This window comes from Tateyamaria sp. GN1-10, assembly GCF_055693845.1.
This window is the reverse complement of sequence record NZ_JBVFUR010000004.1, coordinates 2983560-3006003: the sequence shown is the minus strand read 5'-3', so window position 1 is coordinate 3006003 and position 22444 is coordinate 2983560. Positions and strand designations below refer to the sequence as shown.

The 22444-nt window shown below is 60.1% G+C and carries 19 protein-coding genes and 3 pseudogenes; 19 read left to right on the top strand and 3 right to left on the bottom strand.

The features are described 5' to 3' along the window. Positions 1–17: 17 nt before the first annotated feature. On the top strand, positions 18–1412 hold the full coding sequence (murD, locus tag ACZ1HN_RS16845) for a UDP-N-acetylmuramoyl-L-alanine--D-glutamate ligase (protein WP_472728329.1): 1395 nt from the start codon (positions 18–20) through the stop codon (positions 1410–1412). 70 nt (positions 1413–1482) lie between these two features. Here murD and ACZ1HN_RS16840 read toward each other — a convergent pair. Further along, positions 1483–2648: pseudogene (locus ACZ1HN_RS16840) on the bottom strand (BaiN/RdsA family NAD(P)/FAD-dependent oxidoreductase). A gap of 108 nt (positions 2649–2756) precedes the next feature. Between ACZ1HN_RS16840 and ACZ1HN_RS16835 the strand changes: the two are divergent. The 18 genes and pseudogenes from ACZ1HN_RS16835 to ACZ1HN_RS16750 all read left to right on the top strand — a co-directional run bounded on the left by ACZ1HN_RS16835 (position 2757) and on the right by ACZ1HN_RS16750 (position 20189). After that, complete coding sequence (locus ACZ1HN_RS16835; RefSeq protein ID WP_472728328.1) at positions 2757–3284, top strand: redoxin domain-containing protein; 528 nt, start codon at positions 2757–2759, stop codon at positions 3282–3284. 119 nt (positions 3285–3403) lie between these two features. Beyond that, on the top strand, positions 3404–4567 hold the full coding sequence (ftsW, locus tag ACZ1HN_RS16830; RefSeq protein WP_299597746.1) for a putative lipid II flippase FtsW: 1164 nt from the start codon (positions 3404–3406) through the stop codon (positions 4565–4567). Next, positions 4564–5661: a UDP-N-acetylglucosamine--N-acetylmuramyl-(pentapeptide) pyrophosphoryl-undecaprenol N-acetylglucosamine transferase gene (locus ACZ1HN_RS16825; RefSeq protein ID WP_472728327.1), complete on the top strand. Its 1098-nt coding sequence runs from the start codon at positions 4564–4566 to the stop codon at positions 5659–5661. Before ftsW ends, ACZ1HN_RS16825 begins: the two co-directional genes overlap by 4 nt. Positions 5662–5663: 2 nt before the next feature. Beyond that, entirely contained in the window at positions 5664–7070 is a 1407-nt protein-coding gene (murC, locus tag ACZ1HN_RS16820; RefSeq protein ID WP_472728326.1) for a UDP-N-acetylmuramate--L-alanine ligase, read from the top strand. After that, the gene (locus tag ACZ1HN_RS16815; protein WP_472728325.1) at positions 7067–7297 is read left to right on the top strand and encodes a hypothetical protein; all 231 of its coding nucleotides are present in this window, start codon (positions 7067–7069) and stop codon (positions 7295–7297) included. The genes murC and ACZ1HN_RS16815 overlap by 4 nt, the downstream gene beginning before the upstream one ends. Next, positions 7297–7557 carry a DUF2484 family protein gene (locus ACZ1HN_RS16810; protein ID WP_299699210.1) on the top strand — a complete coding sequence of 87 codons (261 nt, stop codon included), beginning with the start codon at positions 7297–7299 and terminating at the stop codon, positions 7555–7557. The genes ACZ1HN_RS16815 and ACZ1HN_RS16810 overlap by 1 nt, the downstream gene beginning before the upstream one ends. Next, positions 7554–7802, top strand: a complete 249-nt coding sequence (locus ACZ1HN_RS16805; RefSeq protein ID WP_299200779.1) for a DUF2484 family protein — start codon at positions 7554–7556, stop codon at positions 7800–7802. The genes ACZ1HN_RS16810 and ACZ1HN_RS16805 overlap by 4 nt, the downstream gene beginning before the upstream one ends. Then, positions 7799–8068 (top strand): hypothetical protein, encoded by a 270-nt coding sequence (locus tag ACZ1HN_RS16800; protein ID WP_299200777.1) that lies wholly within the window; start codon positions 7799–7801, stop codon positions 8066–8068. The genes ACZ1HN_RS16805 and ACZ1HN_RS16800 overlap by 4 nt, the downstream gene beginning before the upstream one ends. Before the next feature lie 31 nt (positions 8069–8099). Next, positions 8100–9023: a UDP-N-acetylmuramate dehydrogenase gene (gene murB / locus ACZ1HN_RS16795; RefSeq protein ID WP_472728324.1), complete on the top strand. Its 924-nt coding sequence runs from the start codon at positions 8100–8102 to the stop codon at positions 9021–9023. An 80-nt stretch (positions 9024–9103) separates the two neighbouring features. Then, on the top strand, positions 9104–10021 hold the full coding sequence (locus tag ACZ1HN_RS16790) for a D-alanine--D-alanine ligase (RefSeq protein ID WP_472729343.1): 918 nt from the start codon (positions 9104–9106) through the stop codon (positions 10019–10021). Further along, positions 10009–10776, top strand: a pseudogene (locus ACZ1HN_RS16785) (cell division protein FtsQ/DivIB); the annotation flags it as partial. The gene ACZ1HN_RS16790 and the pseudogene ACZ1HN_RS16785, both read left to right, overlap by 13 nt. A 105-nt stretch (positions 10777–10881) precedes the next feature. Then, positions 10882–12216 (top strand): cell division protein FtsA, encoded by a 1335-nt coding sequence (ftsA, locus tag ACZ1HN_RS16780; protein ID WP_189369814.1) that lies wholly within the window; start codon positions 10882–10884, stop codon positions 12214–12216. Continuing rightward, positions 12195–12620: a hypothetical protein gene (locus tag ACZ1HN_RS16775; protein ID WP_472728323.1), complete on the top strand. Its 426-nt coding sequence runs from the start codon at positions 12195–12197 to the stop codon at positions 12618–12620. Before ftsA ends, ACZ1HN_RS16775 begins: the two co-directional genes overlap by 22 nt. A gap of 351 nt (positions 12621–12971) precedes the next feature. Next, complete coding sequence (gene ftsZ, locus ACZ1HN_RS16770; protein ID WP_472728322.1) at positions 12972–14615, top strand: cell division protein FtsZ; 1644 nt, start codon at positions 12972–12974, stop codon at positions 14613–14615. A gap of 198 nt (positions 14616–14813) precedes the next feature. After that, positions 14814–15737: a UDP-3-O-acyl-N-acetylglucosamine deacetylase gene (gene lpxC, locus ACZ1HN_RS16765; RefSeq protein ID WP_299200764.1), complete on the top strand. Its 924-nt coding sequence runs from the start codon at positions 14814–14816 to the stop codon at positions 15735–15737. A gap of 107 nt (positions 15738–15844) precedes the next feature. After that, positions 15845–16714 (top strand): outer membrane protein assembly factor BamD, encoded by an 870-nt coding sequence (locus tag ACZ1HN_RS16760; RefSeq protein ID WP_472728321.1) that lies wholly within the window; start codon positions 15845–15847, stop codon positions 16712–16714. A gap of 40 nt (positions 16715–16754) precedes the next feature. Then, the gene (recN, locus tag ACZ1HN_RS16755) at positions 16755–18404 is read left to right on the top strand and encodes a DNA repair protein RecN (RefSeq protein ID WP_472728320.1); all 1650 of its coding nucleotides are present in this window, start codon (positions 16755–16757) and stop codon (positions 18402–18404) included. 96 nt (positions 18405–18500) lie between these two features. Then, positions 18501–20189 (top strand): chloride channel protein, encoded by a 1689-nt coding sequence (locus ACZ1HN_RS16750; protein WP_472728319.1) that lies wholly within the window; start codon positions 18501–18503, stop codon positions 20187–20189. Here ACZ1HN_RS16750 and ACZ1HN_RS16745 read toward each other — a convergent pair whose 3' ends face one another. Next, the gene (locus tag ACZ1HN_RS16745) at positions 20190–20534 is read right to left on the bottom strand and encodes a DUF427 domain-containing protein (protein ID WP_299200757.1); all 345 of its coding nucleotides are present in this window, start codon (positions 20532–20534) and stop codon (positions 20190–20192) included. It lies immediately after the preceding gene. A 76-nt stretch (positions 20535–20610) separates the two neighbouring features. Beyond that, positions 20611–22400, bottom strand: a pseudogene (locus ACZ1HN_RS16740) (aminopeptidase P family protein). Positions 22401–22444: the final 44 nt, after the last annotated feature.

Sequence of the window (22444 nt, the reverse complement as noted above, 5' to 3'; positions counted from 1 at the left end):
CCCCAAGGAGCACCGCAATGATCCCGGTGCAGGGTCTGAACGGTGCGCGTGTGGCGGTTCTTGGGCTTGGACGCTCCGGCCTTGTTGCGGCGCGCGCGCTGAAGGCGGGTGGGGCGACACCGATCTGCTGGGACGACAATCCGGACGCCCGCGCCAAGGCTGAAACCGAAGGGTTTGCGTGCCTTGACCTCAAGAAAGGCGGTGCTTTTGACAATGTTGCGCGCCTGATCGTAAGCCCCGGCATTCCGCATCTTTATCCGTCGCCAAACCCGGTGATTGCGGCGGCTTGGGCGGCCGGTGTGCCGGTCGACAATGACATCGGGCTGTTTTTCCAGTCCTTTGCCACATCCGAATGGAACCGTTTTGACACCGTGCCGCGTGTGATTGCGGTGACCGGATCCAACGGCAAATCGACGACCTGTGCACTGATCCATCATGTCATGGAAGTCGCGGGCCGTCCCAGCCAGCTTGCGGGCAATATCGGTCGTGGTGTGTTGGACATCGATCCGCCCCATGATGGAGAGATCGTGGTTCTGGAGCTGTCGAGCTACCAGACCGATTTGGCGCGCAGCCTGACACCAGATGTGGCCGTGTTCACCAACCTGTCGCCCGATCATCTGGACCGGCATGCAGGTATGGGCGGATACTTTGCTGCCAAGCGCAGGCTGTTTGCCGAAGGTGGCCCGGACAGGGCCGTCATTGGCGTGGACGAGGACGAAGGACGATCCCTTGCAGGGCAGCTTAGCGAAGGGCCAAGCGATGATCGCGTGATCCGCGTGTCTGGTGCCGAAAAGCTGACCGGCCCGGGATGGCAGGTCTTTGCCAAGAAGGGGTTTCTGGCCGAGTACCGCAAAGGACGGCAGGTGGCGTCGATTGATTTGCGCGACGTTGCAGGGTTGCCCGGTGCACATAATCACCAGAACGCTTGTGCGGCCTATGCCGCCGCGCGCGCCGTTGGTGTGGCCCCCAAGGTGATCGAGCAGGCGTTCCACAGTTTTGCAGGCTTGCCGCATCGCAGCCAGACCATCGCCGAGGCGGATGGTGTCAGGTACGTGAACGACAGCAAGGCCACAAATGTGGACAGCGCGGCCAAGGCGCTTGCGGCGTTCAAGAACATTCGTTGGATTTGCGGCGGATTGCAGAAAGAGGGCGGGCTTGACCCGCTCAATGATGCGGCATCCGGTGTGCGCAAGGCCTATGTCATCGGACGCGAAGCGGCACAGTTCGCAATGCAACTGAATGTCGAGGCGCAAGTGTGCGGCAGCATGTCGGCTGCTGTTGCGGCTGCCATGGAGGATGCAGAGGCCGGGGACGTGGTCTTGCTGGCCCCGGCGGCGGCTAGTTTCGATCAGTACGACAGCTTTGAACGCCGCGGCGAGGACTTCGTCGCCGAAGTCACGAAACGACTGTAATCCAAAGGCGCGCCTGCGGCGCATTCCATTTTGATTTTGGGTGCGCCTTGCGGCTTCTTTCGGGCTTGGATTAATTCTCGATGGCGCGTGCGGCTGCCATGGCCGATGACCAGGCCCATTGGAAATTGTACCCGCCCAACCAGCCGGTGACATCCAATGCTTCACCGATGAAGAACAGACCGGGGGTGGTTTGCGACTCCATGGTTTTCGAGCTGATCTGGTCGGTGTCGATCCCGCCCCGCGTCACTTCCGCTGTGCGGTACCCCTCTGTCCCACCCGGCGTCAAAAGCCAGTTTTGCAGGTCGTGGGTCAGTGCCTTGATCCGCGCGTCCGACATGTCACCCAGACGCCCCGACATATCCATTTGAGTGCTGAGATGGTCGACAAGCCGTGCGGGCAGGTGGCGGGCCAGTTCGGTTGTCAGTGCTTTTTTTCCGTCTGTTTGCCGTTTGTCGCGGAGAATTTTGGTCAGGTCCGTCTCGGGTGCCAGATGCACCGTGATGTCCTGACCCGAATGCCAGTAGCTGGACGCTTGCAGAATGGCCGGACCGGACAGACCGCGATGGGTGAACAGCATGGCTTCATCAAAGCTGGTGCCATTTGCCGTGACCCGGGCGGGGCATGCGACGCCCGAAATGTCGGCAAAGCGGCGGTCGGGGAATGTGAAGGGGACAAGGGCAGGTTCGGTTTCGGTCACCCGGTGCCCGAACTGGCGCGCGATATCATAGGCAAAGCCGGTGGCACCCATCTTGGGGATGGATTTGCCGCCCGTTGCCATGACGATGTGCCGGGCCTTGATGTTTTGCCCGTCATGCAAGGTTGCGACAAAGCCGCCGTCGCGCTTGGCCAGTTTGGTGACCGACGTTTGCAGGTGCAGTTCAGCACCGGCCTGCTGCAACAGACCGCGCAGCATGGCGATGATGTCCTTGGCCGAGGTGTCGCAGAACAGTTGGCCCAGTGTCTTTTCGTGCCACGAGATGCCGTGCCGGTCGATCAGGTCGATAAAGTCCCATTGCGTGTAGCGGGCCAGCGCGGACTTGGCGAAATGCGGGTTCTGGCCGATGAACGCATGTGCGTCGCAATAGAGGTTTGTGAAGTTGCAGCGTCCGCCGCCCGAGATGCGGATCTTTTCGCCGGGGGCCTTGGCGTGATCGATCAACAGCACACGCCCCCTGCATGTGCTGCGCACATCATGCCCGCAGCTCCGGCCCCTATGACAAGCGTGTCGTATTCCATGACGTCCCCGTGCAGCATCGCACATAAAGGGTCAAGCTCTTGGGGTTGTGTGGGCCTTTGCATTTCCTAGGTCGAGAAGAATGTTGCAAAAAGAAAAGGATATGCAGAATGACAGCTTTGGCCGCAGGGAGTGCTTTCCCCAAACTTGATGTCGCCAGATTGGGTGGCGGTACGTTGTCCCTTGGAACGCCGAGGGGCGGGCACGACTGGCAGTTGGTTGTTGTTTATCGCGGTTTGCATTGTCCGCTTTGCAAGAAATACCTCGCCCAATTGCAAGAGCTTGAGAGTGATTTCAACGCCTTGGGTGTGGATGTCGTGACTGTATCCGGTGATCCGGAGAACAAAGCACAAGCGATGGTCGATGAGAAGGAATTGAGCCTGGCCATGGGCTATGGGCTGAGCGTGACGCAGATGGACACGCTGGGCGTCTACATATCTGATCCGCGCAGCCCGCAGGAAACCGACCAACCGTTTCCCGAGCCAGGCCTGTTTGTTGTGAACGGTGATGGCGCCATTCAAATGGTCGATGTTTCGAACGCCCCGTTCTTGCGCCCCGATCTGCAAAGCGTGCTGAACGGTGTCAAATTCGTGCGTTCGAATGACTACCCGATCCGCGGGACACACAAGGCGGCATAACCCCGCTGGCGGGCCAGTAAACAAAGGCTGGCCCGCGTGATAATTTGCCGCTATGGTATCGCGCAGCACCTTGGATCAACCAAGGGCGTGAGGCAGTACAGGCAGCAAGGCGGCAGATCATGACTGAGATGGTCTATGGCGCGGTCCCGGTGCGGGACGGCGAACCGATTCTTCCAAAATGGTGGCGCACCGTTGACAAGTGGTCACTGAGTTGTGTCCTTTTTCTGTTCGCTATTGGCCTGCTTTTGGCGCTGGCGGCGTCGGTTCCATTGGCCGAGAAAAACGGCTTTCCTCCTTTTCACTATGTGGCGCGGCAAGCGTTTTTTGGATCGGTTGCGCTGATCCTGATGATCATCACGTCGATGATGTCACCGGTCGTGGTGCGCCGTTTGGCGGTGTTGGGTTTCTTGGTGTCCTTTGTGGCGCTCGCCCTGTTGCCGTTTTTTGGGACGGATTTTGGAAAAGGGGCGGTCCGTTGGTATTCGATGGGCTTTGCCAGTATTCAGCCGTCCGAGTTTCTGAAGCCGGGCTTTGTCGTGGCCGCTGCGTGGATGCTGGCCGCCAGCCAAGAGCTGAACGGCCCGCCGGGGCGCACGTGGTCCTTTGCACTGTGTGTCTCGATCGTTTTGATGCTGGCCTTGCAACCTGACTTTGGGCAGGCATGCCTTGTCCTGTTTGGCTGGGGTGTGATGTATTTCGTGGCCGGTGCGCCCATGATCCTGCTGGTCGGCATGGCCGGGCTGGTCGTTTTTGGTGGCACCATTGCCTATTCCAATTCGGAGCACTTTGCCCGTCGTATTGATGGCTTTCTAAGCCCTGATGTCGATCCGCGGACTCAGCTTGGATATGCAACAAATGCGATCCAGGAGGGCGGGCTTTTTGGTGTTGGTGTTGGTGAGGGGCAGGTGAAATGGTCACTTCCTGACGCACATACAGATTTCATCATTGCCGTGGCGGCCGAGGAATACGGTCTGATCCTCGTGTTGTGCATCATCGCGCTTTACACCGGTATTGTCGTGCGGTCGCTGATGCGGTTGGTGCGCGAGCGTGATCCGTTTATCCGCCTTGCGGGTACTGGGCTGGCTTGCATGTTTGGTGTTCAGGCGATGATCAACATGGGTGTCGCCGTGCGCCTGTTGCCTGCCAAAGGCATGACACTGCCCTTTGTCAGCTATGGTGGTTCGTCCGTGATCGCATCGGGCATTGCCGTCGGCATGCTGCTGGCCTTTACCCGAAGCCGCCCGCAAGGTGAGATTTCGGATCTTTTGGGGCGCCGTCGATGACGAAACAGCCGCTTCTTCTGATCGCAGCCGGTGGCACCGGTGGTCACATGTTCCCGGCCCAGGCTTTGGCCGAGGCGATGCTGGCGCGCGGTTGGCGGGTGAAGCTGAGCACGGATGCGCGCGGCGCCCGCTATACGGGCGGGTTCCCGCACACGACCGAGATTGAACAGGTGTCCTCGGCCACCTTTGCGCGTGGCGGGGTGCTGGCCAAGATTGCCGTTCCGTTTCGTATTGCTGCGGGCATAGCGGCAGCCAAGATCAAGATGCTGCGGGACAGGCCGGCTGTTGTCGTGGGGTTTGGTGGGTATCCGACCATTCCGGCGCTTGCCGCCGCCGCGATCCTGCGTGTTCCACGTATGATACATGAGCAGAACGGTGTGCTGGGCCGTGTGAACCAATTGTTTGCAAAGCGCATGGATGCCGTTGCGTGTGGAACCTGGCCCACGGAATTGCCCGAAGGTGTCGAAGGCACCTATGTGGGCAACCCCGTGCGCAACGCGGTGCTGGAGCGGGCAGGGGCAGGATACATCGCCCCAGGTGACTACCCTATGGAGATTTTGGTGATCGGCGGCAGTCAGGGTGCGCGCATCCTATCCGATGTCATCCCACCTGCCATTGCAAGCCTGTCCATGGACCGTTTGCGTAACATCCGGGTCAGCCATCAGGCGCGCGGCGAAGATGAAGACCGCGTGCGCACCTTCTATGCGGAAAACGGCATCAATGCCGATGTGCAGCCTTTCTTCCACGACGTGCCACGCCGGATGTCCGAGGCGCAATTGATTATCTCGCGGTCTGGTGCGTCTTCGGTGGCGGATATTTCGATCATCGGACGGCCTTCGATCCTTGTTCCATTGGCCGCAGCCATTCGGGACGAGCAGACGGCTAACGCCCGTGGTCTGGTGGATGCAGGTGCTGCAATTCTAATCCCGGAAAGCCAATTGAGCGTCGAAAACGTGGCGGAACAGATCAACGCTGTACTGGACAATCCTCACGGCGCGTTGCAGATGGCCAACGCCGCGCTGACCGTGGGCAAACCGGATGCCACCGAACAGCTTGTCTACATGGTCGAAACCCTCGCCCAGAAAGGGACCTGACAATGAATGCCGCAACCAAACTGCCCGGAGATGTGGGACCAATTCACTTCGTCGGTATCGGCGGGATTGGGATGTCTGGCATCGCCGAGGTGCTGTTGAACCACGGCTATGTCGTGCAGGGGTCGGATCTTAGACGCACGCCGATCACGGATCGGTTGCAGGAATTGGGCGCGCATATCTTTGTCGGGCAGAATGCCAAGAATGTCGAACAGGCCGAGGTGGTTGTGATTTCGTCCGCCATCAAGCCGGGAAACGCTGAACTTGACGCCGCCCGTGCGCGCGGATTGCCCATCGTGCGGCGGGCCGAGATGCTGGCCGAGCTGATGCGCTTGCGGTCGAACATCGCCGTGGCCGGAACCCACGGTAAGACGACGACCACAACCATGGTTGCGGCCCTGTTGGACGAGGGCAAGTTTGATCCCACAGTCGTCAATGGCGGCATCATCCACGCCTATGGCTCGAACGCCCGGAAGGGCGATGGCGAGTGGATGGTGGTTGAAGCGGATGAGAGCGACGGCACCTTCAACAGATTGCCCGCGACGATTGCCATCGTGACCAATATCGACCCTGAGCATATGGAGCATTGGGGCACCGAAGAGGCGCTGCACAAGGGTTTCTATGACTTCGTGTCGAACATCCCGTTCTATGGTCTGGCGGTGTGTTGCACCGATGATCCGGATGTGCAGGCCCTTGTTGGCAAGATTACTGACCGCCGCGTGACGACCTATGGCTTCAACGCGCAAGCCGATGTGCGGGCCATGAACCTGACCTATGAGAATGGCGTGGCGCATTTCGACATTGCCTTGCAGGCTGAGGATCAGGTGATCGAGGGTTGCAGCCTGCCGATGCCCGGCGATCATAACGTGTCGAACGCTTTGAGCGCTGTGGCCGTGGCCCGCCATCTGGGCATGAAGGCGGATGAGATCCGCACCGCTCTTGCCAATTTCGGCGGCGTTAACCGTCGGTTTACCCGCGTGGGCGAGGTTGAAGGCATTACGATCATCGACGACTACGGCCATCATCCAACGGAGATTGCTGCCGTGTTGAAAGCTGCGCGCCAAGCGACAACGGGCCGCGTGATCGCGGTTCACCAGCCGCACCGCTATACGCGGCTGCATCATCATTTCGATGATTTCTGTTCCTGTTTCAATGATGCCGATGTTGTGGGCATCGCGGACATCTTTGCCGCGGGTGAAGACCCGATTGAAGGGGCCAGCCGCGATGATCTGGTTGCGGGCCTGATCCGTCATGGCCACCGCCACGCCCGCGCCGTCGTGGACGAGAATGATCTTGAACGGTTGGTGCGCGAACAGGCGCGTCCCGGTGATATGGTCGTGTGCCTTGGGGCCGGGTCGATCAGCGCATGGGCCAATGGCTTGCCCACGAGATTGCACAAGGGGGCTGCGTGAGTACCCTCGCGATCATCTTTGGCTTGTTGATGATGCCCGTCGGTATCCTGCTGCGCATGCGTAACTTGCCCATGGTGTTGGGTGCGTTGATCGTGCTCTGCGTGATCCTCAGCTTGTACAATCTGTTTGCAGGTACGCCGGGGTCACCGTTGTTCTTTGCCGGTCCGGCAGCGCTGGCGTTGATGTTGGGCTGGACGCTTGGCAAACGCTTTGGAGGGGGCGGCTGATGTTGATCTGGGCGTGCATCGGGTGGGTCTTTGCCGCGACGGTTGTCGCGATGCTGCCCATGCGCCATCAATACATTCCTGGTGTCACTCTCTTGATCGTAGCGCCTGCGTTGATCCTGTGGGTTGGCATCAGCGTTGCCTGGTGGGCGGGTGCCCTCGCTCTTGCCGCGTTTGTGTCGATGTTTCGCAACCCGCTGCGCTATTTCCTGGCCAAGGCCCGTGGCCAAAATCCTCAACTTCCGCCGGAGCTCCGTTCATGAGCCTTTCCCTGATACTTGCGTGCCTTTGGGGCGTCGCGGCAAACGTGCTTGCCATGATGCCAAGCCGGGACAACCATTGGACCAATGCGTATGCGCTGATTGCCATTGGTATTCCGATTATCGGTTACGTCACGTGGCAGCATGGTCCCTGGCTGGGTCTTGTCGTTATGGTCGCGGGGATGAGCATTCTGCGGTGGCCGGTCATCTACCTGAGCCGCTGGATCAAAGGGAGGGTGATCCGATGATGTATGCAATTGCGCTTACGGCGCTTGGTTTGGGTATTGTAGCTGGATGGTCGATGGCCTCGCGTTTCATGTTGCGCAGTTTGGCAGCCGTATTCATTCTGCTGGCCTCGGCGGTCTTGTGGGTCAGTCTGGCGCCCACCACGCTTCCGGGTGATGGTTTTGCTGTGGTGGTTGCTACCTTTTTGGTGGCATTGCCCATGGCCTCCGGGTTGCTGGGCGGCGCTGTGTTTTGCGGCTTGATCCGCCGTCACGCCAAGGCGACTTGACCTCTTCCACCCATGGCGGCATTGCAGCGGCATGAGTTATGACCTGCCAGCCGTACGCGGCACACTGACCCCGAACAAGGACTTGTCCGGCCTGACCTGGTTGCGTGTTGGCGGCCCGGCGGATTGGTTTTTCCAACCTGCTGACATCGAGGATCTGAGCGCGTTTCTCTCTGCCCTTGACCCGTCTGCCCCGGTCTTTCCCATGGGGGTTGGCAGCAACCTGATCGTGCGCGATGGCGGCCTGCGGGCCGTGGTGATCCGTCTGGGACGCGGCTTTAACGGCATCGAAGTGGAGGGTGATACGGTCACGGCAGGGGCGGCGGCACTTGATGCACATGTCGCCCGCAAAGCAGCGGATGCAGGCATTGATCTGACGTTTTTGCGCACCATTCCGGGTGCCATCGGTGGTGCTGTGCGCATGAATGCGGGCTGCTATGGCAGCTACACGGCAGATGTTTTTGTGAAGGCGCACATCGTGCTGAGGGATGGCACGATCACTACCTTGGACGCCAGCGACCTGAACTTCCAATACCGCCAAACCGACCTGCCCCAGGGCGCGGTCCTGACCCATGTGACGCTGCGCGGGCCCAAGGGCGACCCGCAAGAGTTGCATGCGCGCATGACGGACCAATTGGCCAAACGCGATGCGACCCAGCCCACCAAGGACCGTAGCGCAGGGTCCACGTTCCGTAACCCGGCAGGGTTCTCGTCCACCGGGAAGGACGACGATGTGCACGATCTGAAGGCTTGGAAGGTCATCGATGACGCGGGCCTGCGTGGCGCGCGGCGCGGTGGGGCGCAGATGAGCGAGAAGCATTCCAACTTCATGATCAACACTGGGCAGGCGACCGCCGCCGATCTCGAAGGATTGGGCGAAGAAGTGCGAAAAAAGGTTTACGATTCCAGTGGCATCACGCTAGAATGGGAAATCATGCGTATTGGTGATCCGGCATAGGGTTCCACGCGCAAGGCAGGCCGAAAATCGGCGTATAAATCGAGGGTTCGCAAAAGGACCCCGGGACTTAGAGGCACATGTTGGGGCAGTCGAGCAGACGTTCCAAAGTGGCGGTGTTAAAGGGTGGCCCCTCGGCTGAGCGCGAGGTGTCGTTGTCAACGGGACAGGCCTGCGCAGCCGCGCTGAGGGACATGGGATATGATGTGGTTGAGGTCGATGCCGGCCCCGACCTTGTTTCCGTTTTGCAATCAATATCGCCTGATGCGGTCCTGAACTGCCTGCATGGCCGTTGGGGCGAAGATGGCTGTGTCCAAGGTATTCTTGAATGGTTGGGTATCCCGTATTCGCACTCCGGGGTGCTGGCCTCGGCGCTTGCCATGGACAAACAGCGCACCAAGGACGTCTTTCGTACAGTTGGTTTGCCGGTTGTCGACAGTGTCATCCGATCGAAAGAGGACGTGATGGCCGATCATGTTATGCCGGTGCCCTATGTCGTGAAGCCCAACAATGAAGGGTCGAGCGTTGGTGTTTACCTCGTCAACGAGGGGGCCAACAGCCCGCCGCGCCTGAGTGACGACATGCCCGAAGAGGTCATGGTCGAAGCCTTCGCGCATGGGCGCGAGCTGACCACCACCGTGATGGGGGATCGCGCGTTGGGTGTGACCGACATCATCACCGATGGCTGGTACGACTACGACGCCAAGTACAAACCCGGTGGATCGCGCCATGTGATCCCGGCGGATGTGCCTTCTGAAATTGCCGACATGTGTCAGGATTATGCGTTGCGCGCGCACCAGGCGCTTGGGTGCCGAGGTGTGACGCGCACCGATTTCCGTTGGGATGAAAGCAAGGGCGCCACAGGTTTGATCCTGCTTGAAATCAACACGCAGCCTGGCATGACCCCAACGTCGCTGACGCCCGAGCAGGCGCAGGCGGCGGGCATGTCCTTTGGCGAGTTCTGTGCCTGGATGGTGGAGGATGCGTCATGCAACAGGTAAAGCGCGCCGACCCGGCACCTTCGCGCTGGTCATGGCGGATGCAGCGGTTGATGCTGACGCCCGGTATCCGGCTGATGCTGCGCGCGGGCGTGCCGTTTGTCCTGTCATTTGGTGCCGCGACATGGTGGCTGTCAAATCCTGACACCCAGGCCGCCATTCATGCCACGGTTGCCGAGGCCCGTGCGAGCATCGAACAACGCCCGGAATTCATGGTGAACCTCATGGCCATTGATGGCGCGGACACTGAATTGTCCGAAGCCATCCGCACGGCTGTTCCGCTCGATTTCCCGATTTCCTCCTTTGACCTTGATCCGGCAACCATCCGCGCAACGGTGCGCGAGATGCCCCCGGTCAAGGAAGCCTCTGTGCGGATCCGCCCGGGCGGTGTCTTGCAGGTGGACATCACGCCCCGGGTTCCCATTGCCATCTGGCGCAAGCCCGAGGGTTTGACCCTGATTGATGACGCCGGAGCACTGGTTCGACCGATTGCACGGCGTGGGCTGCGTCCCGATCTGCCCGTGATCGCGGGGGAGGGAGCCGCGAGCCACGTGGATGAGGCCATGAAGCTGATCGCAGCGGGCGCACCGCTTGGTGACCGGATGCGCGGGCTTGTCCGCCTGGGTGACCGGCGTTGGGACGTCGTTTTGGACCGCAACCAACGCATCATGCTGCCCGCAGACGGTGCGGTGCAGGCGCTGGAGCGGGTGATTGCCCTTGATGGTGTGGACGAGGTGTTGAAGCGCGACATCGCCCGCATCGACCTGCGTTTGGAGGATCGCCCGACCGTGCGCATGACAGACAATTCCACCGCCGAATGGCGGCGTATCGAGACAGTTGACCCCGGGGACCGAGTAGTAGTGATGACCGACCTTTATGCCAGCCAGCGCAGCATGCGTAACATGCGCAAGATCGCGATGCAGCGGGGTGTCGTGGCAATCCTTGATGTCGGCAGTTCGAAAATTGCCTGTCTGGTTCTGCGTTTTGACGGCACGAACCAACTGGGCGAAGAGGGTGAGATCGGTTCGCTGGCCGGGCAATCCGGCTTTCGGGTCATCGGGGCCGCGACAACCCGGTCGCGTGGGGTGCGCTTTGGTGAGATCTGCGCCATGCAGGAAACCGAGCGTGCCATTCGCACTGCGTTGCAGGCTGCACAGAAGATGGCCGGTATCCGCGTGGATCACGTGATCGCATGTTTTGCGGGGGCTGAACCGCGCAGCTATGGCCTTGATGCGCGGCTTGATCTTGAGGGCGGTGTCGTCTCAGAACAGGATGTGGCGCGCGTGCTGTCGCGCTGCGATGTGCCGGACTACGGGGAAGGACGCGAGGTGCTGCATGCGCAGCCTGTGAACTTCGCGCTCGATCATCGCTCGGGCCTGTCTGATCCGCGCGGCCAGTTGGGCAATGAATTGGCCGTTGATCTTCATATGCTGACGGTTGACGCATCAGCCGTGCAGCACCTTGCCCATTGTATCAAGCGCTGTGATCTGGAGTTGGCGGGTATTGCATCGTCTTCCTACGCGTCGGGGATTGCGGCGCTTGTCGAAGATGAACAAGAGCTTGGTTCTGCGTGCATTGATCTGGGCGGTGGATCGACGGGCGTGTCGATCTTTATCAAGAAACACATGATCTATGGCGATGCGGTGCGCATGGGCGGGGACCATGTGACCAGCGACATTTCCATGGGTTTGCAGGTGCCTATGGCCAATGCCGAACGGATCAAGACGTTCTATGGCGGCGTGCACGCCACCGGTATGGACGACCGCGAAATGATCGAAATCGGTGGTGATACCGGTGACTATGAACATGATCGTCGCACGGCGTCTCGGGCCGAACTGATTGGAATCATGCGCCCCCGTGTGGAAGAGATTCTGGAGGAAGTACGCGCCCGTCTGGATGCTGCCGGGTTTGATCACCTTCCCAGCCAGCAGATTGTACTAACTGGCGGCGGTAGCCAGATCCCCGGCCTTGACGGTCTCGCCTCTAAAATCCTGGGCCAGCAGGTGCGTCTGGGCCGGCCTCTGCGTGTTCACGGTTTGCCGCAGGCGGCGACCGGGCCCGGCTTTGCGTCGGCTGTTGGTCTGGCCCTGTTTGCAGCCCATCCGCAAGACGAATGGTGGGATTTCGATATTCCTGCTGATCGCTATCCTGCGCGCTCGCTGCGCCGCGCGGTCAAATGGTTCCGCGACAATTGGTAGGCGACCGCCTATTCGCGATTGTGCTGGTGGTGCTGTTTGGGCAACCGGGCACGGCCCAACAGCGGATCGCCCCCGAAAAGTTTCTGGCAAGGGTCACGGGTAAAACAGTTTCGTTCTATGATCGCAGCCGAGGCAATCTGGTTGGCGTCGAGCAGTTCCTATCCCCAAGGCTTTCCGTTTGGCGCGGTCGCGAAAACAGATGCGTATATGGTGAAATCACGACGCCCGACGGGCAGGTCTGCTTCCTTTACCGTGATCTAGACCAGACCGAGCGGGTGTGCTGGGTGCCTTACGACACAGAGGGGACTCTTATGGTCTTTGGTCTGGGGCGTAGCTTTGGGCAAAGCCAATTGGCGCGGTTCAACGATCAAGATCTGGGGTGTCCGGAGGTGCCGCTGAGCTAGGGAATCGCTTGATTGTCAGGGCGTTATGGACCACCCTGCGTCCAACGCCCGAAAGAGGCGCGCGGCACATGGCAGGCCGCAACACATGGCAGACCGAGCAGTTTGCACCCAAACCCGTTCTTTGCACGCCCTCGCGGCGCGCGCTGTTGTGTTGCTTGTGTCATTGCCGCTTTGAGACCCAAGATGTGCATGTTTCGGCGAAATTTTGCGGATCATCATTCGAATATGGCCATATTTTGCGGTGAAACTGCGATTTGTGGGTGACGTTGGGGCGTTGAATCGCTAAGATTGCGGGGATTTAGGCACAAAAACACCCGCGAATGCGGCAAACCAGACAGGCGGAACCGATCTATGACCCTCAACCTCTCCATGCCCGGACATGACGAGCTGAAACCCCGCATCACCGTGTTTGGTGTTGGCGGTGCTGGTGGCAACGCCGTCAATAACATGATTGAAAAACAACTGGATGGCGTCGAATTCGTCGTTGCCAACACCGATGCGCAGGCGCTGCAACAGTCCGCCGCGACCAACCGGGTCCAGTTGGGTATCAAGGTGACCGAGGGTCTTGGCGCAGGGGCGCGCGCATCCGTGGGGGCCGCAGCAGCCGAAGAATCAATTGAGCAGATCGTGGACCACCTGGCTGGCGCGCACATGTGCTTCATCACAGCCGGTATGGGCGGCGGCACCGGCACTGGGGCCGCGCCGATCATCGCGCAAGCGGCCCGCGAATTGGGTGTTCTAACCGTTGGCGTCGTGACCAAGCCCTTTCAATTCGAGGGCGCCAAGCGGATGCGTCAGGCCGAGGATGGCGTTGAATCGCTGCAAAAGATGGTCGACACGCTGATCATCATCCCCAACCAGAACCTGTTCCGTCTGGCGAACGAGAAAACGACCTTTACCGAAGCGTTCAGCATGGCTGATGACGTGCTTTATCAAGGTGTTAAGGGCGTGACTGACCTGATGGTGCGTCCTGGCCTGATCAACCTCGACTTTGCAGACGTGCGCGCCGTGATGGACGAAATGGGCAAGGCCATGATGGGCACAGGCGAAGCGGATGGCGAAGATCGCGCAATCCAGGCCGCCGAGAAGGCCATTGCGAACCCGCTGCTGGACGAAATCTCGCTCCGCGGTGCGAAGGGTGTTCTGATCAACATCACCGGCGCACACGACCTGACCCTGTTCGAACTGGACGAAGCGGCCAACCGCATCCGCGAAGAGGTCGATCCAGATGCGAACATCATCGTGGGTTCGACCCTCGACACAGCGATGGAAGGCAACATGCGCGTAAGCGTGGTTGCGACAGGCATTGACGCATCCGACGTAAACAGCGAAATCCCTGTGCCGCGCCGCTCCATGGCAGCACCGCTCAGCCAGACCGTCATGTCGGAAGAAACTGTGCATGTTCCGGCAGCAGATCCTATGCCAGAACCTGCGCCAGCCCCGGTTGCAGCGGCGGCAGAAGAACCATCGCTGTTCCAGGAGATGGACGTTCAAAAGGTGGCAGCACAGGACATGGCCGAGGACATCTTTGCGGATGAAGCTCCAGCCGCGGCAGGGGATGATCTGCCCCCGCCCGCCTACCAACCGCAGGTGGCTGCGTTCGAACCGAAGCCGGATCCGGAAATCACACCCGCAGAAGAATTCGTCGCTCCTCGCGCACCTGCGCCCGGCACCCCATCGCCCGAGGCATTGGCCCGTTTGCGCGCTGCCACGCAAAAAGCCGCACCTGCTGCGGCTCCTGCACCGCAACCCGCACAGCCTGCCGCGTCGGCTGCAGAGAAACCGCGCTTCGGTATCAACTCGTTGATCAATCGCATGACCGGCACTGCCGAAGGCGCACCGGCAGCGCAAGAACGTCCTGCGCGTCAGCAGCCTCCGGTGCAGGGAAATGGCGCGGCTCCGGCACCCGCACCGGCACCTCGTCCAGCCGAAGCGGTTGACCCAGATCAGGAACGGATTGAAATTCCGGCCTTCCTGCGGCGCCAAGCAAACTAAAAACCGGTCACAAACCGGCATGAGGGCTGCCTTGAGGCAGCCCTTTTAATTTATACTTTCCAAATACTTACTGACGCATGCGCGCATTGCTGCGCAGTCGTTACATCCATGTTTCATACCGTTGCAAAGAGTGAGTTGAGTGTTTGCCCGTGCCACCTTAGCTCTGGCGATGTCATGAAACTGTAATGGGTGGGCCCCGTGCAAACGACCGTCAAAGGACCAGTTGTTTTTACCGGATGCGGATTGCATTCCGGGAAACCTGCGCGTTTGACTGTGCGTCCGGCCATGGCGGAACATGGCATCTGGTTCCGACGTACTGACATCTCGGATCGCGATGCGCTGATCCCGGCGCGCTACGACGTGGTTCGCCAATCCCCTTTGTGCACGACACTCGTGAATGAGGCGGGTGTGTCTGTTGGGACCGTGGAACATATCATGGCTGCCATTGCAGGCTGCGGTGTCCACAACGCCCTGATCGAAATTGACGGCCCGGAAGTGCCAATCGTCGATGGCTCGGCTCTGCCGTTTGTACGTGGCATCATGCGGCGCGGTCTGCGTCGTCTGCCTGCGCGTGTGCGCGCGTTCGAAGTGCTGAAGCCGGTCACTGTCACCCAAGGGGATGCGACAGCCACCATTGCGCCTTCGGATGTTGTGCGGATCGACTTCCATATTGATTTCGCGGATGCAGCTATCGGGCGCCAGTCGAAGTCTCTGAACATGTCCAATGGCAGTTTTGCGCGCGAACTGAGCGACAGCCGTACTTTCTGCCGCAAGGATGACGTAAAACAGATGCAGGCCAACGGCTTGGCCCTGGGCGGTACGCCCGGTGTGAACGCGGTTGTTTTTGACGGAGATCGGGTATCGAGCCCGGGCGGCTTGCGCCATTCGGATGAGCCTGTACGCCACAAGATGCTGGATGCACTTGGTGACCTGGCGTTGGCCGGAGCGCCGATTATTGGCCACTATACGGGCACGCGTGCTGGCCATACGCTGACCAATCAGTTGCTGCGTGAACTGTTCGCAACACCAGACGCTGTGCGCATGGTGACCTGCGACGCTGAGATGACGGCGCGCCTGCCCGGATCGGGCTTGGTATGGGATGAAATCCCTGAAGTCGCCTGATCCGCGCCATCCGGACAAATCGTCATTTCATCCTCCCGAAACTTTGTGCTAGAGACGGGCAAACAGCCTGAAATGGGCGGTGCTGAGCATCTTGGGGGTGGCAAGGAATGACCCGCGTAAAATCCATGACGCGTCTCGCGGCTGTCGTAACGATAACCGCTCTTGTTGCGGCTTGCGGCAACAGCAGCGGGCGACCAACCACAGGCGGCTTTTTCAACCGTGAGGAAGTACCGCTCGAAAACTTCACCGCACAGCAGATATTTGAGCGGGGCGAGTTCGAACTTGAACAGGGAGAGCTGCCGGAAGCAGCCTTCTATTTCTCGGAAATTGAACGGCTTTACCCATACTCTGACTGGGCGCGACGGGCGCTGATCATGCAGGCCTTTGCCCATCACCGGGACAAGGATTATCCGAACAGCAGGTCCGCCGCGCAACGTTTCATCGATTTCTACCCGGATGATGATGATGCGGCCTATGCCCAGTACCTGCTTGCGCTGAGCTACTATGACCAGATTGACGAAGTTGGCCGGGATCAGGGGCTGACCTTCCAGGCGTTGCAGTCGCTGCGTGAGGTCATCGAACGCTACCCGGACAGTGAATATGCCAGATCTTCGATCCTGAAATTTGATCTCGCATTCGACCACTTGGCCGGGAAAGAGATGGAGATCGGTCGCTATTACCTGCGCCGCGACAACTTTTCGGCCGCGATCAATCGCTTCCGTGTTGTGGTCGAGGATTTCCAAACTACGAGCCATACGCCCGAAGCGTTGCACCGTCTGGTCGAAGCCTATCTGTCGCTCGGCCTCACGGATGAGGCACAGACCGCTGGCGCCATCCTTGGATACAACTTCCAAGCCACGGAATGGTATCAGGACAGCTTCAACCTGCTGACGGGTCAAGGTCTTGAACCGAACGCGCGCGGAAACAATTGGCTGTCGCAGATCTATCGACAGATGATCCGGGGACGGTGGCTCTGATCTTAGGGCGGGGCCTGTCGACCTTAATGAGGGTCTGTTAATGCTGCGCGGGTTGGATATTTCCGACATGCTGATTATCGACCGGCTGGAATTGCAGTTCCAGCCCGGCCTCAACGTGTTGACCGGAGAAACAGGCGCGGGCAAATCCATCTTGCTGGACAGCCTTGGTTTCGTTTTGGGGTGGCGCGGTCGTGCTGATCTGGTGCGCCAGGGGGCTGCCCAGGGCGAGGTGACAGCATGGTTTGACCTGCCCGATGATCATCCCGCGCGGGCCGTGTTGGATGAGGCGGGATTGCCAGCCGAAGACGAGTTGATCCTGCGGCGTATAAATACTGTGGATGGGCGCAAAACGGCTTGGGTGAACGACCGGCGTTGTTCGGGTGAAGTGCTGCGTGCGCTCTCTGACACTTTGATCGAATTGCACGGCCAGCATGATGACCGTGGTTTGCTGAACCCGCGCGGTCACCGCGTTATCCTGGATGAATTTGCGGGGCTTGATGCTGCGCGCAGCAAGACGCGCAAAGCGTGGCGGGCAATGGGCCAGGCACGTAAGGCCATGGCCGCAGCCGAAGCGGCGATGGCGGCCATCCGGGATGAAGGGGATTTCCTGCGGCACGCGGTTGCTGAGCTGGATACTCTTGATCCACAGCCCGGGGAAGAGGCCGAGCTCGACACCCGACGCCGATTGATGCAAGGGGCTGAGCGCATTCGCGAAGATGTGCAGCGCGCGCACCAGATACTGGGCCATGACGGGGCCGAAGGGGCCATGAGTGATGCCATCCGCTGGCTTGATGGTGTTGCTGACAAGGCCGAGGGCCAACTTGATGCGCCCCTTGCCGCATTGGCGCGTGCGATGGTCGAGTTGGACGAGGCAACGGACGGTATCGTATCCGCACTGGATCATCTGACTTTTGACCCGACCGAGCTGGAGGATACCGAAGAACGGTTGTTCGCCATTCGCGGGTTGGCGCGCAAGCACGATGTGTCCCCGGATGACCTGGCCACATTTGCGGATGGGTTGCGCGCAAAACTGTCTGCGCTGGACGCAGGGGATGCCGATCTGGGCCGCCTGCAATTGGCTTTGGCAGAGGCCGAAGCGGCCTATGACACAGCAGCAGAAAAACTTGGCGCGGCGCGTCGGAAGTCGGCCAAGGCGCTGGACAAGGCCGTGATGGCGGAGCTGGCCCCGCTCAAGATGGAGCGGGCGATTTTCGAAACCCAGATCACTGCGGATGAGCCTGGGCCTGACGGACGCGATGCAGTTGCGTTCACCGTTGCCACGAACCCGGGTGCACCGTCTGGCCCCCTGAACAAGATTGCATCGGGCGGTGAACTCAGCCGTTTTCTGCTGGCCCTCAAGGTGTGCCTGACGCGCGAACAATCTGGCCTCACCATGATTTTTGACGAGATTGACCGCGGGGTTGGCGGCGCGACGGCTGATGCCGTGGGCCGCAGGTTGAGCCAGATTGCCCAAACGGGGCAAGTGCTGGTGGTGACCCACTCACCGCAGGTGGCGGCATTGGGTGCACACCACTGGCGCGTGGAAAAGCAGGTGTTGCGCGGCATGACCACCTCGCAGGTTGTGCCGCTTGCGGCGCCTGAGCGCGTGGATGAGATTGCGCGCATGCTTGCGGGCGACACGATTACGGATGAAGCCCGTGGCGCAGCACGCGCGCTGCTGAGCGGTTAAGGTCACAGTCGCCGCTCTGTGATGGTGCGAGGGCTTTCGCAGGCGCAGCAAAGGGCGTAACCCTTGAGCAGCCACGTATCTATGTAGCCCGGCCTCATGTCCGCCCCCGACCGATCTGTTCTGTCCCAGCAACTCGACCTTGCAGTCACCGCCTGCAAGGATGGTTGGCATGTGTTGCGCCGCCGCGGTCCCAGTCAAATCCAGTTCTGGTTCATCGCGCTTGCCATCGGGATTGCTGCCGGATTTGCGGCCCTGTTTTTCCGCAAGGGGATCGAGGCGCTGCAGGCATTTCTGTACGGGACCGAGGATGTGCAATACCTGCACACATTCGCGTCGTCCCTGCCGTGGTACTGGATTCTGGTCATTCCGATTGTCGGTGGATTGATCACCGGTTTGATCCTGCACAATTTCACCAAGGATGCCGTTGCCCGCAGCGTTGCGGACGTGATCGAAGGGGCTGCCCTGCGCGATGGGCGTGTCAGCACGCGGGCAGGGGTGGCCTCCGCTTTCGCCAGCTTCATCACACTCTCTACAGGTGGTTCGACAGGACGAGAGGGGCCAGTGGTGCACATCGCCGCTGTGATCTCGACCAAGGTGTGTCGCTGGATCAAGGCGGATGGCGTCACGGGGCGCGACTTGCTTGGTTGCGCTGTGGCCGCCGCCGTTTCTGCCAGCTTCAATGCGCCTATCGCCGGGGCGCTCTTTGCCCTTGAGGTGGTGCTGCGTCATTTCGCGGTACATGCCTTTGCCCCCATCGTCATCGCGTCGGTCGCCGGAACCGTCATCAACCGTCTGGAATTTGGCGATGTGACAGAGTTCAGGCTGCCCGAAGCAAACGAACTTGTGTTTTATCAAGAGCTGCCTGCATTCCTTATTCTTGGTCTTTTGTGCGGTCTGGTGTCGGTGGTTCTCATGCGTTCCATCTTCTGGACGGACGATTTTGCGTCACAGTTTCAGCGTCGAACTGGGATGCCCCGCTGGCTACGGCCCGCAATGGCTGGCGCATTGCTGGGTGGGATGGCAATTTTCTATCCCCACATCATCGGGGTGGGGTATGAAACCACATCGATGGCTCTGACCGGGCAACTTGCCCTGAACGAGGTGATGGTGTTCATCGTGATGAAAACTGCAGCGGTCGCCATCACCATGGCAGGGCGTATGGGGGGCGGTGTGTTTTCTCCCTCGCTGATGATCGGGGCGCTCACCGGGCTTAGCTTCGGGCTTGTTGCGACGGGGATTTTCCCGGATGTATCGGGGTCCGTCACGTTATACGCGCTTGCAGGTATGGGGGCTGTGGCCGCCGCCGTTTTGGGCGCGCCGATTTCCACGACGCTGATTGTGTTCGAATTGACAGGCGACTGGCAAACGGGGCTTGCCGTGATGGTGGCTGTATCCATGTCGACAGCGCTGTCGTCGCGGCTTGTGGATCGGTCTTTCTTCCTGACCCAACTGGAACGGCGGGGTGTGCATCTTGCCGCTGGCCCGCAGGCCTACCTTTTGGCAATGTTCCGGGTCGGGTCCGTCATGCGCAAACCGGGCGATGCCCGCATGGCTGACGAAGCACGCTGCTGGGACATGATCTCAGACGGTATTTATGTCGATGAAAGCGCGACGCTGGAAGCCGCGTTGCCGATTTTTGACAGCACAATGGTGCCCTTCATTCCGGTGGTCACGCTGACGGGCGAAAACGCGGCCCCGGAATTGCAGGGCGCGTTGTTCCACGTCGATGCGCTGAAGGCTTACAACCGCGCGCTCGCCGCCACCGCGGCAGAAGAGCATAGCTAATCAGATTTCCTCGACCGTGACGCCGTTGCCGCCGTAGAAAGCAAGGTGGTCCTTGATCCGCGCAACGTCGCCTTTGGGGTCCTCATAGGTCCAGACAGCATTCGCCAACGTCTGAGATTTTGTGACGACGGAAAAATAGTTGGCGTCGCCCTTGTGCGGGCAATGGGTGGTCTTGTCTGTGCGATCAAGAAACGCCATCGCAATGTCACCACGCGGGAAATAGATGACGGCGGGATAGTCACCTTCACTCAGCTCAAGCGCATTGCTGCTTTCGCCCAGAACGGCCCCTCCTGCACGTACTGTCCATGTGCCGGGTGCCTTGCGGATCTTGATGTGATCAGCCATGCCTGCGCCTCCTGTCGTCAGTGTTCTTGCCGTGATGAAGGGCAGGTGTAACAGATCAATGAAACCGCGGCCAGACTTACAGGGGCGCGCAAGCCTGCGTGAGCCACTCTCGGGTTTCATCCGATACGCGAGGGCCAATTTTCTCAATAGTTTCAGCGTGGTAGGCGTTAAGCCACGTACGTGACGTTGCGTCCAGCATGTCCGGCACGATCAATCGCCGATCAATGGGCGCGAAGGTCAGTGTCCGCCAGCTGAGCATCTCTCGATGGGCGTCGCCGCCGGGTGGACACTCCGCTTTTTCCACGACAATCAGGTTCTCGATCCGAATGCCGAACCCACCTTCCCGGTAATATCCCGGCTCGTTCGACAGGATCATGCCGGGCTTGAAAGGCACGGTGCTGAGGCGGCTCAGGCGCTGCGGTCCCTCATGCACCGAAAGATACGTACCGACACCATGACCAAGCCCATGATCAAAATCCTGGTGCGCATACCACAAAGGGGCCCGGCCAATCGCCTCGATATCCCGTCCAGCCAGTCCGACCGGCCAGATCAGGCGGGACATGCCGATCATGCCAAGCAACACGCGGGTAAATGCGGTGCGCGCCTCGTCGGGGGGGCACCAATGGCAATTGTCCGTGTGATGTCCGTGGTGCCGTCCAGATACTGGCCGCCGCTGTCCAGAACGATCAGATGACCATTCTCAAGCGTGCTGTCTGTCTCTTCCGTCACGCGGTAGTGCATGATGGCGCCATTCGGCCCGGTCCCCGCGATTGTCTCGAAACTGATGTCCTGCAGGGCGTTGTCGCGCCGACGATACTGTTCCAACTGCGTGACAACCTGCGTTTCGCGCAAGCTGCCGGGGGCCTGTCGGTCCAGCCACGCCAGCAACTCGACCACTGCAGCACCATCGCGCAAATGCGCTTCGGCAGTGCCCGCAATCTCCGCGGCATTCTTGCAGGCCTTGGGAAGGGCACAGGGGTCGTCCCCCCATTGCACGCGATCCCCGATGGCATCCGCAATGATCACGGGGACCGACGATTTTTCAAGGCGCACCGGCCCCTCCAAATCAGCGAGCGCACTCAGAAAGCTGTCTGGCGCATGGCAGGTCACGTTATCCCCAAGATGATCGCGCACCTCGACAAGCTTGATCGCATCCATGAACAGATCGACCGCCCCTGAGGCGTGCAGGATGGCGAAGCCCTGCGCAATTGGATTGCGGGGAATGTCAGAACCACGGATGTTCAACAGCCAGCACAGGCTGTCGGGCAGGGTGATGACGGCCGACTTTGCACCTGCGTCCGAAAGCGTCCGGGCCAGCCGTGTGCGCTTGTCCTTGTGGGACTCGCCCGCAAAGTCCAGCGGATGCACCTTGGCTGGTTCTGCTGCCGGTGCGGGTTGATCATCCCAGATGCGGTCCACAAGGTTCTCGCATTGCACAAGTTCAATGCAAGTCCCTTTCAGCTCGTCCTCTGCCTGCGCGATCTGTCCCGGCGTGTGCAACCAGGGGTCAAAACCCACCTTGCCGCCTTCGGGCAGCTGGTCCTTCAGCCAACTTGCGAGGGACACCTCGGGCCATGGCACAGGGGTGTAGTCGGAAGCGACCTGTGCCTTCACCTGGGTGCGATACCGCCCGTCAATGAATACGCCTGCCACGTCCCGCAAGGCGGCACAAAACCCGGCAGAGCCTGTGAATCCGGTCAACCATGCCAACCGTTCATCGCGTGGCGAAACATATTCGCCCTGATGCGCATCTGCGCGCGGGATCAGAAACCCGTCCAGACCCTCGGTGTCCAATTCAGCGCGCAGCGCGGCCAAACGGGGTGGACCTTGTTCGGGGCGTGAAGTGACCTCAAAGCTCTGGAACATGATCCACCTTCATCTTGCTAAAAAACTTTCCCCGAAGGGTCGAT

Excerpts from the sequence above, each read along its gene's own strand:
- recN (WP_472728320.1), top strand. The coding sequence starts at position 16,755 with ATGCTGCGCGGGTTGGATATTTCCGACATGCTGATTATCGACCGGCTG.
- ftsW (WP_299597746.1), top strand. The coding sequence starts at position 3,404 with ATGACTGAGATGGTCTATGGCGCGGTCCCGGTGCGGGACGGCGAACCG.
- murB (WP_472728324.1), top strand. The coding sequence starts at position 8,100 with ATGAGTTATGACCTGCCAGCCGTACGCGGCACACTGACCCCGAACAAG.
- ACZ1HN_RS16745 (WP_299200757.1), bottom strand. The coding sequence starts at position 20,534 with ATGGCTGATCACATCAAGATCCGCAAGGCACCCGGCACATGGACAGTA.
- murC (WP_472728326.1), top strand. The coding sequence starts at position 5,664 with ATGAATGCCGCAACCAAACTGCCCGGAGATGTGGGACCAATTCACTTC.
- ACZ1HN_RS16825 (WP_472728327.1), top strand. The coding sequence starts at position 4,564 with ATGACGAAACAGCCGCTTCTTCTGATCGCAGCCGGTGGCACCGGTGGT.
- ACZ1HN_RS16835 (WP_472728328.1), top strand. The coding sequence starts at position 2,757 with ATGACAGCTTTGGCCGCAGGGAGTGCTTTCCCCAAACTTGATGTCGCC.
- ACZ1HN_RS16750 (WP_472728319.1), top strand. The coding sequence starts at position 18,501 with ATGTCCGCCCCCGACCGATCTGTTCTGTCCCAGCAACTCGACCTTGCA.
- ftsA (WP_189369814.1), top strand. The coding sequence starts at position 10,882 with ATGACCGACCTTTATGCCAGCCAGCGCAGCATGCGTAACATGCGCAAG.
- ACZ1HN_RS16805 (WP_299200779.1), top strand. The coding sequence starts at position 7,554 with ATGAGCCTTTCCCTGATACTTGCGTGCCTTTGGGGCGTCGCGGCAAAC.
- ftsZ (WP_472728322.1), top strand. The coding sequence starts at position 12,972 with ATGACCCTCAACCTCTCCATGCCCGGACATGACGAGCTGAAACCCCGC.
- ACZ1HN_RS16800 (WP_299200777.1), top strand. The coding sequence starts at position 7,799 with ATGATGTATGCAATTGCGCTTACGGCGCTTGGTTTGGGTATTGTAGCT.
- ACZ1HN_RS16775 (WP_472728323.1), top strand. The coding sequence starts at position 12,195 with ATGGTTCCGCGACAATTGGTAGGCGACCGCCTATTCGCGATTGTGCTG.
- ACZ1HN_RS16810 (WP_299699210.1), top strand. The coding sequence starts at position 7,297 with ATGTTGATCTGGGCGTGCATCGGGTGGGTCTTTGCCGCGACGGTTGTC.
- murD (WP_472728329.1), top strand. The coding sequence starts at position 18 with ATGATCCCGGTGCAGGGTCTGAACGGTGCGCGTGTGGCGGTTCTTGGG.
- ACZ1HN_RS16760 (WP_472728321.1), top strand. The coding sequence starts at position 15,845 with ATGACCCGCGTAAAATCCATGACGCGTCTCGCGGCTGTCGTAACGATA.